Annotated in this window: 14 protein-coding genes; 8 read left to right on the forward strand and 6 right to left on the reverse strand. The window is 62.3% G+C overall.

The features are described 5' to 3' along the window. The first annotated feature begins 134 nt into the window (after positions 1-134). The 5 genes from ABVN19_RS09815 to ABVN19_RS09835 are packed head-to-tail and all read left to right on the forward strand — an operon-like array spanning position 135 to position 5,400. Positions 135-1,280: an AI-2E family transporter gene (locus ABVN19_RS09815; RefSeq protein WP_028946217.1), complete on the forward strand. Its 1,146-nt coding sequence runs from the start codon at positions 135-137 to the stop codon at positions 1,278-1,280. 14 nt (positions 1,281-1,294) lie between these two features. Beyond that, positions 1,295-2,803 carry a TolC family protein gene (locus tag ABVN19_RS09820; protein WP_028946218.1) on the forward strand — a complete coding sequence of 503 codons (1,509 nt, stop codon included), beginning with the start codon at positions 1,295-1,297 and terminating at the stop codon, positions 2,801-2,803. 17 nt (positions 2,804-2,820) lie between these two features. Next, entirely contained in the window at positions 2,821-3,921 is a 1,101-nt protein-coding gene (locus ABVN19_RS09825; RefSeq protein WP_028946219.1) for an HlyD family secretion protein, read from the forward strand. Next, a complete protein-coding gene (locus ABVN19_RS09830) occupies positions 3,911-4,963 on the forward strand; it encodes a DUF2955 domain-containing protein (protein WP_051270745.1) in 1,053 nt (350 codons plus the stop codon). Before ABVN19_RS09825 ends, ABVN19_RS09830 begins: the two co-directional genes overlap by 11 nt. After that, positions 4,957-5,400, forward strand: coding sequence for a potassium channel family protein (locus tag ABVN19_RS09835; RefSeq protein WP_028946220.1), 444 nt, complete (start codon positions 4,957-4,959; stop codon positions 5,398-5,400). Before ABVN19_RS09830 ends, ABVN19_RS09835 begins: the two co-directional genes overlap by 7 nt. An 18-nt stretch (positions 5,401-5,418) precedes the next feature. Here ABVN19_RS09835 and ABVN19_RS09840 read toward each other — a convergent pair whose 3' ends face one another. From ABVN19_RS09840 to ABVN19_RS09850, 3 genes are all read right to left on the reverse strand, one after another. Then, complete coding sequence (locus ABVN19_RS09840) at positions 5,419-6,945, reverse strand: phospholipase D family protein (protein WP_028946221.1); 1,527 nt, start codon at positions 6,943-6,945, stop codon at positions 5,419-5,421. Positions 6,946-7,012: 67 nt separating this feature from the next. Then, the gene (locus ABVN19_RS09845; RefSeq protein WP_105642576.1) at positions 7,013-7,903 is read right to left on the reverse strand and encodes a DUF2950 domain-containing protein; all 891 of its coding nucleotides are present in this window, start codon (positions 7,901-7,903) and stop codon (positions 7,013-7,015) included. Positions 7,904-7,917: 14 nt separating this feature from the next. Then, positions 7,918-9,438, reverse strand: coding sequence for a DUF3300 domain-containing protein (locus tag ABVN19_RS09850; protein ID WP_105642577.1), 1,521 nt, complete (start codon positions 9,436-9,438; stop codon positions 7,918-7,920). A 241-nt stretch (positions 9,439-9,679) separates the two neighbouring features. Here ABVN19_RS09850 and ABVN19_RS09855 point away from each other — a divergent pair, with 241 nt between their 5' ends. Both ABVN19_RS09855 and ABVN19_RS09860 read left to right on the forward strand, forming a co-directional pair. Beyond that, a complete protein-coding gene (locus ABVN19_RS09855; protein ID WP_105642578.1) occupies positions 9,680-11,539 on the forward strand; it encodes an ABC transporter ATP-binding protein in 1,860 nt (619 codons plus the stop codon). Positions 11,540-11,654: 115 nt separating this feature from the next. Further along, positions 11,655-12,098: a hypothetical protein gene (locus ABVN19_RS09860; protein ID WP_028946225.1), complete on the forward strand. Its 444-nt coding sequence runs from the start codon at positions 11,655-11,657 to the stop codon at positions 12,096-12,098. Positions 12,099-12,159: 61 nt separating this feature from the next. Here ABVN19_RS09860 and ABVN19_RS09865 read toward each other — a convergent pair whose 3' ends face one another. Next, entirely contained in the window at positions 12,160-12,768 is a 609-nt protein-coding gene (locus ABVN19_RS09865; protein ID WP_105642579.1) for a dTMP kinase, read from the reverse strand. A gap of 106 nt (positions 12,769-12,874) precedes the next feature. Beyond that, positions 12,875-13,768, reverse strand: a complete 894-nt coding sequence (locus tag ABVN19_RS09870) for a TonB-dependent siderophore receptor (RefSeq protein ID WP_256585928.1) — start codon at positions 13,766-13,768, stop codon at positions 12,875-12,877. Between ABVN19_RS09870 and nhaA the strand changes: the two genes are divergently transcribed. Then, on the forward strand, positions 13,742-14,947 hold the full coding sequence (gene nhaA / locus ABVN19_RS09875; RefSeq protein WP_036990445.1) for a Na+/H+ antiporter NhaA: 1,206 nt from the start codon (positions 13,742-13,744) through the stop codon (positions 14,945-14,947). The two genes, ABVN19_RS09870 and nhaA, sit on opposite strands and share 27 nt — an antisense overlap. A 216-nt stretch (positions 14,948-15,163) precedes the next feature. On the opposite strand, the gene ABVN19_RS09880 is transcribed toward nhaA, so the two are convergent. Beyond that, positions 15,164-15,784: a TetR/AcrR family transcriptional regulator gene (locus ABVN19_RS09880; protein WP_028946240.1), complete on the reverse strand. Its 621-nt coding sequence runs from the start codon at positions 15,782-15,784 to the stop codon at positions 15,164-15,166. Positions 15,785-15,786: the final 2 nt, after the last annotated feature.

Raw genomic sequence — 15,786 nt, forward strand, 5'->3', positions numbered from 1 at the left:
TCGACCAGTGCAGTGGTCGGATTAGACCCCTTTTTCATGTCTTCGTTGCGTCAGTTTGTAAACCCCGTGCAAATCAACGTCTATGCTGCCTAAGCGTTTCCCGATCCTTGTGACGAACAACGAGGAGCTAGACAATGTTGCGCACAAACATTTCTGCAAGGGCGCTTTCCGGTGGTTTGCTCGATGTTCTGATTCGCGCCGGGCTCATCACGGTGCTGGTACTGTTCTGCTTCCAGATCTTTCACCCCTTCCTCAACCTGATGCTCTGGGCCGTGATCCTGGCCATTACCCTGTACCCACTGCACTGCATGCTCAAGGGCAAGCTGGGTAACAAGGACGGTCGCACCGCCACCCTGATCGTAGTGGTCGCCCTGGCCTTGCTGATGGTACCGATCTACCTGCTGGGCACTTCGATCAGTGATTCGATCGAGGGCGCCCTGGCCATACTCAAGTCCGACAGCCTGGAAATTCCGCTGCCCAGCGAAAAAATCGCCACCCTGCCGCTCATTGGTAAGCCGCTCTACAGTTTCTGGATGCAGTCGGCGACCGACATGAGCAGCGTCCTGATGAAGCTGATGCCTTACATCAAGACCGTCGGCTTGACCCTGCTGGGCAAAATGGCCGGTGTTGGCGTGGGCTTCCTGTTGTTCATCGGTGCCCTGATCATCGCCGGTGTCCTGATGGCCTACGGCGAGAAGGGCGAACGCAGCGCCATCGCCATCGCCACTCGCCTCTCCGGCCCCGAGCGCGGCCCGCGCATTACCGAACTGTGCACCGCCACCATCCGCGCGGTGGCCCAGGGCGTGGTGGGCATCGCCTTTATCCAGATGCTGCTGGTGGGGGTCGGCTTCGTGCTCATGGGGGTGCCGGGTGCCGGGCTGCTGGCCATGGTCGCGTTGTTGATGGGGATCATGCAGTTGCCGGTGATTCTCGTGAGTTTGCCGGTCATCGCCTATGTCTTTGCCACGGAAGGCACCACGCTTGCCACCATTGTGTTCGCCATCTACAGCGTGGTGGCCGGCATGGCCGACAACATTCTCAAGCCGTTGATGCTGGGGCGCGGCGTCGATGTGCCGATGCCGGTGATCCTGATCGGCGCCTTGGGCGGTATGGTTACCGGCGGTTTCATCGGCCTGTTCATTGGCCCGGTGGTACTGGCGGTCGCCTATCAACTGTTCTGGCAATGGGTCGAAGACCAACCGCAGATCGATGCACTGGATGAACAACCACGCGATGAGCAACCGCGAATCGAAGCAGCAAACGAACATCCACCGGTCTGAGGAGGGTGTGCTTGATGTGGTGTCCTGCTCGCATGAGCCGGCTGCTACTGTGTGGCGCCCTGGGCCTGGGCGGCTGTGTGCGCCTGGGCCCGGACTTCCAGTCACCGACCCAGCCCTGGGTCGAGCACTGGAACACCCAGTCCCTGGCGCTTGCCAGCCAGCAACGTACGCAACCCGATAGCCGACAGTGGTGGCACGTATTCACCGACCCGGTGCTCGACCACCTGATCGCCGAGGCCGATGCCCACAACGCCGACCTGGAAATCGCCGGCCTGCGCGTGATGGAAGCCCGCGCGCAATTGGGCATCGCCTTGAGCAATCGCTACCCGCAATTCCAACAGGTCAGCGCCGACAGCGTCTACCTCAAGCGCCGCCAATGGAGCGGCGACAATCCGCAGGACAGCCATCTGTGGCAACACAGCGCGGGGTTCGACATCGGCTGGGAACTGGATTTCTGGGGCCGATTCAGCCGCGCCATCGAGTCGGCCGATGCAGCCTGGTTCGCCGCCCAGAGCAACTATGAGAACGTCCTGGTGCTGCTTCACGCTCAGGTGGCGCAAACCTACTACGCGCTGCGCACCGCCGAGGCGCGCCTGCTCATCGCCAGGAACAACGCCAAACTGCAGAAGCGCAGCTATGAGATCACCGAGCGCCTGTTCTCCAGTGGTGAAAATGCCGAGCTCGACCTGCAACAGGCCAAGACCCAATACCTGGGTACACTGAGCACCATCCCCGATTTCGAAGCGCAAGTCGCAAGCACCCGCAATGCGTTGTCCACCTTGATAGGTCGCCCGCCCGGCGCGATACCTGAACTTTATACCAATACCGGGGTGGTGCCCTTGGTCGACCGAGCCGTGCTCCAGGCTGTCCCTGTCGACCTGCTGTTGCGTCGCCCGGATGTTCGTACCGCGGAAGCACAAGTCGCGGCCCAGTCGGCGCTTATCGGTGTCGCCGAAGCCGACCTTTACCCTTCCATCAGCCTGCTGGGCAGCATCGTCTGGTCTGCCAGTTCCCTCGACGGCACGTCCAACACCCTGGACCTGATCGGCGGACCGAGCCTGCGCTGGGACGTGTTCGACCATGGCCGAATCACCAACAATGTGCGTATCCAGGATGCCCGCCTGCAGCAATTGATCGTCGTCTACCAGGACAGCGTTCGCCAGGCGGCGCGTGAGGCCGACGATGCCGCAACCGGTCTGCTCAAGGCCCTGCAACGCGACCGTATCCTCAGTGAAGCGTCGATTGCAGCCGAGCGTTCGGTATCGCTGGCCAATACCCTGTACCGCGAAGGCTATTCGGACTTCCAGCGAGTACTCGATGCCCAGGCTTCCCTGTTCGCCCAGCAAGACAATTACCTGGTCAATCGCAACACCGCCGTCAACAGCCTGATTGCGCTGTACAAAGCGCTCGGCGGCGGTTGGTACAGCGACCGCCCGCTGCTCGATCCCGCCACCCGCCAACAGATGCAGCAGCGCACCGACTGGGGCAACCTGCTCGATGAAGCGAAGGAAGGTGTCAATTGAGTGACCGCCAACACGAGATGGACGAAAGCGCGTCATCACCGCCTGCGGCCGACCCGGCAAAAAAAGCGATGAACTGGGTAGCCGTGCTGATTTTCCTGAGCCTGGCCTGGTACCTGCTGGCCGACCGCTATACCCCCTATACGCAACAGGCGCGGGTGCAGACGTTTGTCGTTCCGGTGGCGTCGGAGGTCGCCGGCAGGGTCACCAAAGTCAACGTACGTAACAACCAGGACGTCAAGGCCGGCGAAGTGCTGTTCGAAGTGAACCCGCAGCAGTACCAGATCGCTGTCGACCGTGCGCGTGCCGACTTGCAGGCCACCCGCAAGCAGATCGGCGCCAACACCGCTGGCATCGATTCCAAGGTGGCGTCCCTGAAAGCGGCCCAGGCCAACGAAGTCATGTCCCGCCAGGACCTCCAGCGCCTTGAGCGCCTGTACAAGGAAGACCCCGGGACCATCTCCCTGCGCCGCCTGGAAGTTTCCCGCTCCACCCTCGATGCAGCCGTCGCCCACGTCGCCGCAGCACGGGCAGAAGTAGAACGCGCCCGTGAAACCCAAGGTGGCAACGACGAGAAAAATGCCCAGCTGCTCAGCGCCATTGCCAATGTGGACAAGGCCGAACTGGACCTGGCCAACAGCATGGTTCGGGCCCGCTCGGCCGGCCTGGTCACCGACCTGCGCACCGATGTCGGCCAGTTCGCCGCGGCCGGTGCGCCTTTGATGACCTTGATCGCCATCCACGATGTGTGGGTCACGGCTGACATGACCGAGAACAACCTGGGCAAGGTCAGGCCCGGCACCCCGGTCCGCATCGTACTCGATGCCCTTCCGGGCACGGTGTTCGAAGGCCATGTGCGCAGTATCGGCTATGGCATCAGTACCGGCCAGAGCACGCCAGCCGGAACGTTGCCCACGGTGCAGAACAGCCGTGACTGGCTGCGCCCGGCGCAGCGTTTTCCAGTGATCATCGAGCTTACGCCCGGCCAATTGAGCGACATCAGTGGCATCCGTGTCGGTGGCCAGGCCGAGGTCATGGCGTTCCCCAGCGAAGGCAACCCGCTGAACCTGCTCGGCCGGCTGTTCCTGCGCGTGATGAGCTGGATGTCCTATGCCTACTGAGCAACACGTCCGTGCCAGGCGGGCCCTGCGCCTGGCCTGTGGTACTGCGCTGTGCCTGGCCGCAAGCTTCGGCCTGGCCCTGCCGATCCCCTTCATCGCACCAATGCTGGCGCTGACCCTATTGGCGGCGATGAATCGGCCGCTACCGTTCAAGGCCAGCCTGGGCCTGGCCGTGGTGCTGTTGGTCACCACCGGCAGCGGCTTGTTGTTGATACCGCTGTTGCACCACTACGCGGCAACCGGCGTGATGCTCGTTGGCCTGTGCCTGTTTGGAGTGTTCCGATATGGCATGAGCGGCGGCAACCCGCTGGTCGCCACCTTCCTGGTGGTTGGCTTGACGATGATCAGCGCGGCCGGCGCGACCGATTTCGACCTGGCACTGCAAGTGATCGTATCGCTGGTCAAGGGTTTGCTCCTGGCCCTCACGGCGGTGTCGATCAGCCACTGGCTGTTCCCTGACCCGATCGGTACCAAGCCCCCCGCCCCCATTCCTGCCCTGTCGGCCGATGAAATCAGCTGGCTGGCGTTGCGCGCAGCACTGGTAGTGATGCCCGCGTTCCTGTTGGCGTTGATCGATCCGGCCAGCTACATGCCGATCATCATGAAGGCCGTCAGCCTCGGTCAACAAAGTACCGCCACCAGTGCGCGCACCGCTGGGCGGGAACTGCTCGGCTCGACCCTGCTCGGCGGCCTGATGGCGATTCTCTTCTGGTTCGCGCTGGGCCTGTTCGTCAACCTGTGGATGTTCTTCCTGTGGATGCTGCTGTTCGGGCTCGTGCTGGCGCGAAAGCTTTACGGGCTGAGCCCTGGCAACTTCAAGCCGGGCTTCTGGCTCAACAGCCTGACGACCATGATCATTCTGCTCGGCCAGTCGGTGCAGGACAGCGCCGCCGGCAAGGACGTCTACACCGCCTTCGCCATTCGCATGGGGCTGTTCATTCTGGTCACGCTGTATGCCTGCGCGATGGTTCATCTGCTCGATAAGCGCCGGCAACGTCGCACTCCCTCCAACCCAGCCACTGAAGAGGGCCACCCATGCTGATCAATTTCCTGGTAGGCCTGCCGGTGATCGTGCTTTGTGTCGTGTTGCAGGCGCTGTTCCTGGCCCTGTGCGCACGTCGCTATGTGTCGCTGCGCCGCAGGATGAATGCCAGCCCTACCTGGCGCGGTGACGTGCGCTTGCTGTCGATGGTGATGGTGGTGATGCTCATCGGCAACTATGTGCAGATGGCCCTGTGGGCTTTGCTGTTCCTGCTGCTGGGTGAATTCGAGGACTTCACCACCGCGCTGTACTTTTCCGGCGTTACCTTCGCCACCCTGGGCTATGGCGATGTAGTCCTGAGCCAGCCATGGCGCCTGCTCAGCCCCTTGGAGGCGGCCAATGGCATCCTCATGTTCGGCGTATCCACGGCAATCATGACCGCTGCCGTCGTGGACATCATCAAGCAGCACGCGTCTGGCGAGCATGCAGAACGATGATGGCACCTGGGGATCGCGCTAGAGCATTTTTTCCAGGCCGATCTTGTCGCTGAGCCAAGCCTTGAAGCTGCGCCACGTGCCGCCGGGTTCCTTGCGCAACGTATACAGGCGACCGTCGTCTTCAGCGATCCAGACAATTTCGCCGTTTTCCAGGCGAGCCTGGTAACTCACGGCTGGCGCCATGCCCTCAAACGCCAGGTTGCGCATGTAGCCCGCCAGCTCAGGGCTGTCGACCAGCACCCCGACTTCAGTGTTCCAGAACACTGAACGCGGGTCGAAATTGAACGAGCCGATGAACACCTTGTGCTTGTCGAGGATCATGGCCTTGGTGTGCAAGCTGGAATCCGAGCCACCACTGAAGCCGAAGGAAGAGCCGCCACTGGGGTCGTCCGGCTGGCGTCGCAGTTCGTAGATTTTCACGCCATGCTCGAGCAGGGCTTTTCGGTAAGGCGCATAGCCACCATGCACCGCAGGCACATCGGTGGCTTCCAGTGAGTTGGTCAACAGGCGCACCTCGACACCGGCATCGGCACGACCGAGCAGGTAGCGCATGCCCGGCTGCTGGGGCACGAAATAGGCCGAGATCAGGATCAGCTCCTCATTCACGTGGTCCAGTTCAGGCCGAAGTTGCGTCGACATCAATAACGCGCGGGCAGGTTCGTCGTCGGCCAGTACTTTGCTCGGGGCATCCCACATGGCCTTGCTATGCGCCCAGATCAGTTCCTGGCGCCAGTTCTCGAGTTGCGGTTGCGACCGATAGGTCATGAGATGGTCGTACAAGGCCTTGTTCTCGATCCGTGTACTTTGCAGCGATTGCTCCAGGCGTTGGCGGCTTTTCTGCAGGTCCTCAGCTGTTGGCTTGTTGAGCAGGAAGTCACTGATCGGCTGGCTCAGGGCGCTGTTCCAGTACTGATCGAAGCTGTGGCCCAACTGCTCGGCGACCGGGCCGATGCACAACAAGTCCATGTCGGTGAAGTTGAGATCGGGCTTGGCGTCGAAATACTCATCCCCCAGATTGCGTCCACCGACAATGGCTGCGCTGTTGTCGGCCAGCCACAGTTTGTTGTGCATGCGCCGGTGCTGCTGGGAAAGGTTGAACAAGCGGCCCATGGTTCGCGTGACCATAGTGCTTCGCCCCAGGTGCAGAGGATTGAACACGCGAATATAGATGTTCGGGTGCACGGCCAACGTCGCGATGACTTCTTCCTGGCCGTCGCTGGCCGTGTCATCGAGCAGGATGCGGATACGCACGCCGCGATCGGCTGCCAGCAGTATTTCACGTACCAGGGCCCGCGTGCTGAGCCCGTTATGCACGATATAGTACTGCACATCTACACTTTTCTGCGCATTGCGAATCAACTCGGCGCGCGCCCGGAACGCTTCACTGCTGTTAGGCAACAGACGAAACCCGGAACGTCCCGCATGTGGGGCAGCCTGGGCCTGGATCGAGCGCCCGAAGGCGGAATCGTTGGCGGGTATGGCCTCGCTGAAATCATGAGGCACGCGTGTGCTCGCGCAGCCTGCGAGCAGCAGCGCGAGCAACATCGCGGGGTAGATCCGGAACGTGGGCAAGGGTTCGTCCTCGACCTCGGGAATGGCTGAACCGCCTGGTTCAGGACGCGTCGTCCTCGTCCTTTACTTCGCTCCAACTGCTATCGGGATCGAAACGCTTAATGACTGCAGCCTTCTTGGTGCTATCTCGGCCGAGGTCTTTCTGGAACACTTCACCGTCGTGACTGATCATGAAGCTCATCACACCAGTTTCCCCGTACTTGGTCGGCCAGGCGATCACGGCAAAGCCGCGCGTCATGCGCTCACCAATCTTGTAGTCATAGGCGCCGCCCGGCGCCGAGGGGCCTTGGGCGGTGAGAATGCGGTAGTGATAGCCGTGCCAGTCGTCGCCAATCGCGGCATCACCGAACAGCGGTCCGAGAGGACTTTCCTCGACGCCCTCCTCCTCGGGCCAGTACAGGCCATCGAACTGCCCGTCGCTGCTGATGAACTTCTGCGCGTACTCGAGCACGCCATCGTCATTGCGATCGATCTCGGCGTAATCCATCTGTGCGTCGTGATAGGCGCGTACCGCTTGAATGGTTGCCAGTTCGTTGCGTCCGATGCGGCGCAGGCGGATTTCTTCGGCACCGGCACGGGTGTCGAATACCCAACCGCTGGCAACGTGCTTGAGGGGAATGGGGAACACCCAGGAGGTTTCGCCGACCACCAGGTGCGCACGGTCCGGGCTGTCGGATTGAACCTGGTGCTTTTGCTGGTAGAGGGCGAGAAAGGCGTCGACGTCTGCGCGGTCGACGTGCTCGGTCGGGATGTAGTTCTTCCAGTCGTTGCCGAGCAGGTTCGCCAACTGTTGGTTTTCGCTCTTCTGGCTACCAAGCGCCTGCACCAGCGCCTCGCCGGCGCGCTCTGGCGTCGGGAAGTGTTGTTGGGCATAACTGCCGGATGTCCAGAGCAGGAGCACAACCAGCGCGAATCGACCTGCTGCATTCATGAGTGACTCTCCTCTCAATGGCGACGGCCGCCACCGTGGGACTGCATCCGTACGGGTCGTTGCACGGCGTGGCCCGCAGACGCTGCAGAGGGCCTGCTGAAACTCTGATGGCTGAGCTGGCCGCGATTGCTCGCGATGCGTGACTGCGCCGGATCGCGCACGCCGGTCAACGCATTGTTGCGCGGAGCCCGCGCGCCGGCGTGTTGCTGGCGCACTTGTTGGCGTACCTGCTGGTTGTGCACGGGCTGCTGATGCTGGCGATTCTGCAGGGATGCCTGGGCACGCTGGCGGGCCTGACCATCGTTCTTCAGTTGGCGGTCGGCAACCTGGGCCCGCTCGCGCGCGCTACCGCCCTGGCCGATGCCATGTTGCTGGAGGCTTTGCTGCGCACGCTCGCGGTCAGCGCTCTGCACACGCTGGCGGGCTTCGAGGTTACTGGTTGCCGGTGCTTCGATACCATGCTGTGCGAGGCTTTCCCGGGCACGGGCACGGTCTGCGACACGAGCCGGCGTGTCACCGCGCATGGCGGTGCGCTGCGCACCGCCGGGCAAGCGCCGGTCGAATTGTGCGCGGCTGGCCTGGTCGCGGTACGGTACGCCGTTTCGAAACTGCGGATTGTGCTGCCAATTGTTCTGGTTGGCATCGATCCGGTGATTGACGTTGATGTTGTTGTAGCGATTGACGTCGATATCGACGTCATTGTGCCCCCAGTCGCAATCCCCCCACAGCGAGTTGACAATGGCTACCCCCGCACCAAAAGCCAGGCCGGTCGCCAATGCCGTGCCAATGGCATAGCCCGGTGATGGTGGGTAATACGCGGGTGGATAGGACGGATAGGGCCAACTGCCATACACCACGGAGGGGTTGTAGCTCGGGACATACACCACCTGCGGATTGGTCGGTTGGATAACGATGGTCTGTGCCGGCGCGGCTGCCTGCACCACAGTGGTCGTACCGCCGACGGGGGCGCTGGCCGGTTGCACGGTGACGGTCTGCTGGTCGTTCGATTCCAGGTGGCCGGCGGCCTTGGCCTTGGCGCGCAGGCGCTGTACCGAATTCATCACCGCGTCGGGCTGAGCGAGAAACGCATCGCCGACTCGCTGCACCCATACCGGGTCCTGGCCGAGCGTGGTCAGCACCTGCGGAAACGCCACCAACGACTGCACGCTAGGGTCCCAGGGCTGGTCGGCGACCTGCTTGACGGCGGCATCACCACTGGCGTCGGGATGGGCCTTGGACCAGGCAACGGCGTCGGCGACATTGCCAGGATAAGTGGTGGCCATCAGCACCTGCGCCAGCAATGCATCCGGATACAACGCCAACGGTGCCAGCATCTGGTCAAGCTGCTCGGTGCTGAACACCGCCTCGCTCGGCGTGGCGGGCGCTGCCGGAGCTGCCGGAGCTGCAGGCGTGGCCGCCGGGGCCGCTGCTGGCACCGTGGCCGATTGCTTGGGCTGCGAATCCTCATCGGAGCAGCCCGGCAGCGCGAACATGGCGAGAGTGAGCAGGATCGCCCGGTGAAGGCAGGCAGACATGACGATGCTCCTATGGGAGAAACGGCAGAACAGTATCAGCGTAGAAGAGAAATACGCTGGCGTGTAAGGCCGTTCCATTTGGGAACAACGGTCTTGAACCACGACCGCTACGCGGCCGATTGCAGGCGCTGTAGCCGCTGCCGAGGAACGAGGCTGCGATCGACTGCGCAGCAGTCGCAAATCCCCCAAAGCAGCCGTTCAGTGGCAAAATCTGCGCAATTCGACGGTTTTGGAGACCCACATGCTTCGTGCATTTGAACGAAGGCTCGACCCCTTTCCTCCTGACGAGGTACCGCCACCCCCCGTGGGCCTGGCACGGTTCCTGTGGGCCTGCACACGAGGTGCCCGCGGCTACATCCTTGCGTTCGCGCTGCTCAGTGCTGGCGTATCGATCTACGAAGCCTGGCTGTTCGCTTTTCTCGGCCAGGTCGTGGACCTGCTCTCGACCTGGCAGGCGGGAGGCGATGCGGCGGCGCAGGAAAGCCGCGTATTGTCGGGCATGGCTATCGTCATGCTGTGCAGCATCGGGCTGGTGGCGTTGCGAACCATGGTGCAGCACCAGATTTTGGCGATCAACCTGCCATTGCGACTGCGTTGGGACTTCCACCGCTTGATGCTGCGGCAGAGTCTTTCGTTCTTTTCCGATGAGTTTTCCGGCCGGGTCACCACCAAGGTGATGCAGACGGCGCTGGCCGTGCGCGACCTGCTGTTCACCCTTATCGAGATCGCACTCGGCATAGGGGTGTATTTCATTGCAATCATCGCACTGGCCGGTGGTTTCGCACTGAAACTGATGCTGCCTTTCGTTGCCTGGGTCGTCTTGTTCGGGCTGGCCATGCTGTACTTCGTGCCCCGCCTGGGCAAAGTCGGACAGGAACAGGCCAATGCGCGGTCGATGATGACCGGGCGGATCTCGGACGCCTACACGAACATCACGACGGTGAAGCTGTTTTCCCACTCCAATCGTGAAGCGCACTTCGCACGGGCAGCAATGGAAGACTTCAAGCAAACCGGCTTTCGCCAGATGCGCCTGGTCAGCCAGTTCGAGATCGTCAACCAGGCCCTGGTGGTGGCGTTGATCATGGCTGCCGGGGGCTATGCGCTGTGGCTATGGCACCAGGGTGAGGTCGGCGCCGGGGCCGTGGCGGCAATCACGGCCATGGCGTTGCGTATCAATGGCATGTCGCACTGGATCATGTGGCAAATGACGTCGCTGTTCGAGAGCATCGGCACCGTGCAGGATGGCATGGCAACCCTTACCCGCGGCCCCCAGGTGAAAGATGCAGCGGATGCGGGGGTGCTGGTGACCACCGGCGGGGCGGTCACCTTCGACAAGATGAGCTTCAACTACAACGGCGAACGCCAGGTGCTCGATGGCCTGAGCCTCACCATTCGCCCGGGTGAAAAAATCGGCCTGGTCGGTCGCTCCGGCGCGGGCAAGTCCACGCTCATCAACTTGCTGCTGCGCTTCTATGATGTCGACAGTGGGCAGATTCGCATCGACGGACAAGACATCGCCCATGTAACGCAAGACAGCCTGCGCAGCGCCATCGGCATGGTCACCCAGGATACGTCGCTGTTGCACCGTTCCATTCGCGACAACATCGCCTACGGGCGGCCCGACGCGAGCGATGCCCAGATCCGCAGTGCCGCGGCCAGTGCCCAGGCCGACGAGTTCATCCGCCAACTGAGCGACCGCCAAGGTCATACCGGCTACGACACCCTGGTGGGCGAGCGCGGCATCAAGCTATCGGGTGGCCAGCGCCAGCGCGTCGCGATTGCCCGGGTGATACTCAAGAACGCCCCGATCCTGCTGCTTGACGAGGCGACCAGCGCGCTGGATTCCGAAGTCGAAGTGGCCATTCAGGAAAGCCTCGATGAGATGATGGAAGGCAAGACAGTGATAGCCATCGCCCATCGACTCTCCACGATTGCAGCAATGGATCGGCTTATTGTCATGGATGAAGGACGCATCATCGAACAAGGTACCCACACTGAACTGCTGGCAAAAAACGGTATCTATGCGCAGTTGTGGCACCACCAGAGTGGCGGATTCCTGGGGGAAGATCGAGGCGTGGCCGAGGTGATGGATCAGGAATGAGCGGTCCCTGGGGGGCCGCTGATGACCACCCATCAGGCCAATCCCGCGCACGGTCCAGGAAACTAGACTTCATAAGGGGGACCGGATCAACGCACCTCATATCAGGAGATCTGTGATGAACAGAACATCTTGGCTGGCGTTGGTGGTGGCGGCTGGGGCGTTTTCAGGTTGCGCAAGCAACGCCGATCTCGTCGATGTCCCTCTCGATGCTACCCCGCAGAACGCAGGCCATATTGCACGTGCCACCCTCAACCCCGTGGGCAACGACACCGGCATCTACCTCAATGTCGGTGGCGTACCCGACCACATGGCTGTCCCGAGCCGCCTCGAGACTGAAATCTACGCGGGTTCCTGCCAGCATTTGGGAAAAAGCCCTGCCTACAAGACCGACAAGGTCGATAACGTCAACTACCTGTCGTTGGCACCACGGACACGTTATTGGTCCCAGGCCCCCGTGGCGCTGGCTGACTTGACCCGGGGAGACTATGCCCTGCTGGTGCGTACCAGTGCCGCCGATGGCAGTCGACCGCTGTTCTGCGGCAACATCAGCGCTGGCTAAGGCTGCATCAGGCACCCGTCAGGCACGATGGCGGGTGCTCGCAAGCCTTGCGTACGGGGCATCAAAGGACGCCGTAGATCGCAGCAACCACCTCCATCGTTGCGTCTTCGACCACCCCCTCATTGCGGCACAACACCCAGCCCTGATCGGCAATCGCCCGCTCGAACGCCTGGGTGCTGGCGACATGTTCTTCGAGCCTGTGCATCACCGTACTGCCCAGCCCACGCGACCGTGCCGCCGCCCTCGCCCATGAAATATCAGGCGCAGTGACAACCCCGACGTGCAGGTCTGGCACTCGCACATTGCGATCCATGTTCAGCTGAAGAATATCTGCAAACGGGACCAGGCGACGAAACGCGGCATCGGAGGGGTACCAGCGATCGATCAAGATGATGCTGTCCTGCGGCTGTCGGGTCAGCACGTGCTGGGAAATCCATTCACGGCTATCGGCCAGGCGCTCACACACCCTCCACTCCAGTTCCCGGCTGGGATTTCTGACAAGCTGGTTGACCAGGGCCATTGTTTCACCCCTGTGGGGATCGCTTTTTTTCTCGCACAGGCGGATCACTTTCTTGTTGTCTGCCCTCAGTACTTTCGTAATGGCCTCCAACAGTGTGGTTTTGCCGGACCCCTTGGGCCCATCCAGGGAAACAAACAGCGGACGATTCATTCTTCAGCTAACGCTTGATAACAGATAGGGGTGGGCACTCTACCCTAGTTCCTGACTGGCGCCCGAAGGCGCCAGCGTAGTGAGACGAACTGGGACGGGCGTCAACCTACCAGTTGTAGCTCACAGTGCCATACACCGTCCGCTGCTGGCCGTACTGGCAACCCACCGTGCTGAAGCAGCCCGCCACGTAGTCCTCGTCGAACAGGTTGGTGGCGTTGAGCGACACTTCCACACCGTCAAGCGAGGCGTCGAGCTTGCCCAGTTCATAGGCGACCAGGGCATCGACCACGCTGTAGCTGTCGACCTTGAAACTGTTGGCCGAGTCTCCGTAGGTGCTGCCCACGTAGCGGGCGCCGGCGCCAATGCGCAGACCTTCGAGCGGTCCGCCCTGCACGGTGTAGTCGCCCCAGATCGAAGCCATGTGTTCGGGAATCCGGAACGGTGTGTTGCCTTTGTTGCCGATGTCAGACTGGGTGACCTCGACGTCGTTCCAGGTGTAGCTGCCGATCAGGTTGAACCCCGGAGTGATTTCGCTCTTGCCCTCGAGCTCGACGCCCTGGGAGCGCACTTCACCGTCCTGGCGCGAGAAGCCGCCGACGTTCTCGGTGGCATTCTGCTTGGTCAGGTCGAACGCTGCGATGGTGTACAGGCTGTTGCCGCCGGGCGGCTCGTACTTCAGGCCCACTTCGTATTGCTTGCCGACTTCCGGATCAAGCTGCGAGTTGTTGGCCGTGACGCCCATCACCGGCAGGAACGACTCGCTGTAGCTGGCGTACGGTGCCAGGCCATTGTCGAAGAGGTAGACGATACCGGCGCGGCCGCTGAACTTCTCGTCCTTCTGGGTTTGCGGATCGCGGTCATCCTTCTGGTTGCTGGCCCAGTCGTAGCGACTGCCCAGCAGGAATACCCAGTTGTCGATTTTCATTTGGTCCTGCAGGTACACGCCCGTCTGCGACAGCTTCTGCTCGTGCCTATGAGCCTGGATTCCCCACGCCCACAAAACACCCGCGACCTGAGTCAGTCGCCTTCCACCTTGGCCTTTCTCACGCGCTTTTTCGCTGCCGAGTCCGCCGGTGGCGTGATCCTCATGGCCGCTGCACTGGCCGCGCTGATCGCGGCCAACTCACCGTGGGCCGAGGTGTACTTCGCCACCCTGCAGGTCAAGCTCGCCGGGCTGTCGATCGAGCACTGGATCAACGATGGCCTGATGGCGATCTTCTTCATGCTGGTGGGCCTTGAGATCAAGCGCGAAATACTCGCCGGCCAGTTGTCGACCTGGAGCCAGCGCGCCCTGCCCGGCTTCGCGGCCCTTGGCGGCATGCTGGTACCCGCGGTGATTTACCTGGCGATCAACTGGGGCAGTGCCGAGACCACCAATGGCTGGGCCATCCCCGCGGCGACCGATATTGCCTTCGCCCTGGGTGTGCTGGCCCTGCTGGGTAAGCGCGCGCCGCTGTCGCTGAAGATCTTCTTGTCGGCCCTGGCGATTCTCGATGACCTGGGGGCGGTGGTAATCATCGCGCTGTTCTATACCAGCGGCCTGTCGGTCAGCATGCTGCTGGCGTCACTGGCAGTGATCGTGTTGCTGGTGGTGCTCAACCGCTGCGGCGTGCAGCGGCTGTGGCCTTACCTGCTGGCGGGTGGCCTGCTGTGGTTCTTCATGCTGCAGTCGGGCGTGCATGCGACGCTGGCGGGTGTGATCCTGGCCCTGTGCATCCCGCTGGGCAATGCCGACACCCCCCGGCAGTCGCCGCTGCTTTACCTTGAAGAGAAGATGCACCCCTGGGTCGCCTTCGCCGTGGTGCCGATTTTCGGCTTTGCCAACGCCGGGGTGTCGCTGGCCGGTATTACCCCCGACCACCTGCTTGAGCCGGTCCCCCTGGGCGTGGCCCTGGGCTTGTTGCTGGGCAAGCAGATTGGCGTGTTCGGCCTGGCCGCACTGGCGATTCGCGCAGGCTTGGCCAAGCTGCCCGAGGGTTGCAACTGGATGCAGTTGTATGGTGTGGCACTGCTGTGCGGTATCGGTTTTACCATGAGCCTGTTCATTGGCGCGCTGGCGTTCCCGGGCGCGCCGCATCTGATCGATGCCGTGAAGGTGGGCGTGCTGATGGGCTCGCTGGTGTGTGGCCTCCTCGGCGTCGTCGTGCTGCTCAGGGCCGGGCGGTCAACTTCGGCGTAAACGGTGGGGCCAAGGCGACTGCTGCGCAGTCGATCGCAGCCTCGTTCCTCGGCAGCGGCTTGGAGCCTGCGATCGGCCGCGCCGAACGGGCGACAGGGCGGCTACCTAGCTTGTGTAGCCGCTGGCGGCAGCCTGCGATCGCCGCGCAGCGGTCGTCATTCAAGCGGGGCAAGCCCGCGCCTAGCATCGTGCCGGGTTCAAGCCGCACGCGCACCGTTACCCCACCATTCCCCGCAACACAAACGCGGTAAACCCCCGCACCTCGGCCTGATGGCGCTGCAGGTCGAGCGGCGCCTGGCTGCACAGGCGCAACAGCTGCACATGCCCGTAGTCGTTGAACAGGAAGGCCGCGTAGTCGGTGTCCAGGTCTGCACGCAGTTTGCCGCTGTCGCGCAGGTCACAAAACAGCTGCGCCAGCTCGCTCACCAAGGCATCGTTCACCCGCTTGTACGCCTCGGGCACCGCCTGTTGCGTGCTGCCCAGCAACGGCAACAACGGCGGCAGAATCTCGCGCCAGAGTGGCGCCGGCAACACAGCAAAAGCGTACTCGGTGAGGCATTGCTCGAAGTAGCAGATGGCATCCAGCGCCTCGGCAAACTCCGGCGCACGCCGGCGTGCCTCGGCAATGGCGCGGTGATCGGCCTCGCGCAGTTTCTCCAGCAGGATCTCTTGCTTGCTGCCGAAATAGGCAAACACCGTGGGTACCGACACCGCCGCCAACCGGGCGATCTGCTCCATGGTCGTGGCCTGGTAGCCCTGGCTGTCGAACAACTCCAGCGCCGTGCGGCTGATCGCCTCGCGGCGCATCGCCTTCTGCTGTTCACGCAATCCGCTCACTG

Source organism: Pseudomonas vranovensis (assembly GCF_040438935.1).
GTDB classification, from domain to species: domain Bacteria; phylum Pseudomonadota; class Gammaproteobacteria; order Pseudomonadales; family Pseudomonadaceae; genus Aquipseudomonas; species Aquipseudomonas vranovensis.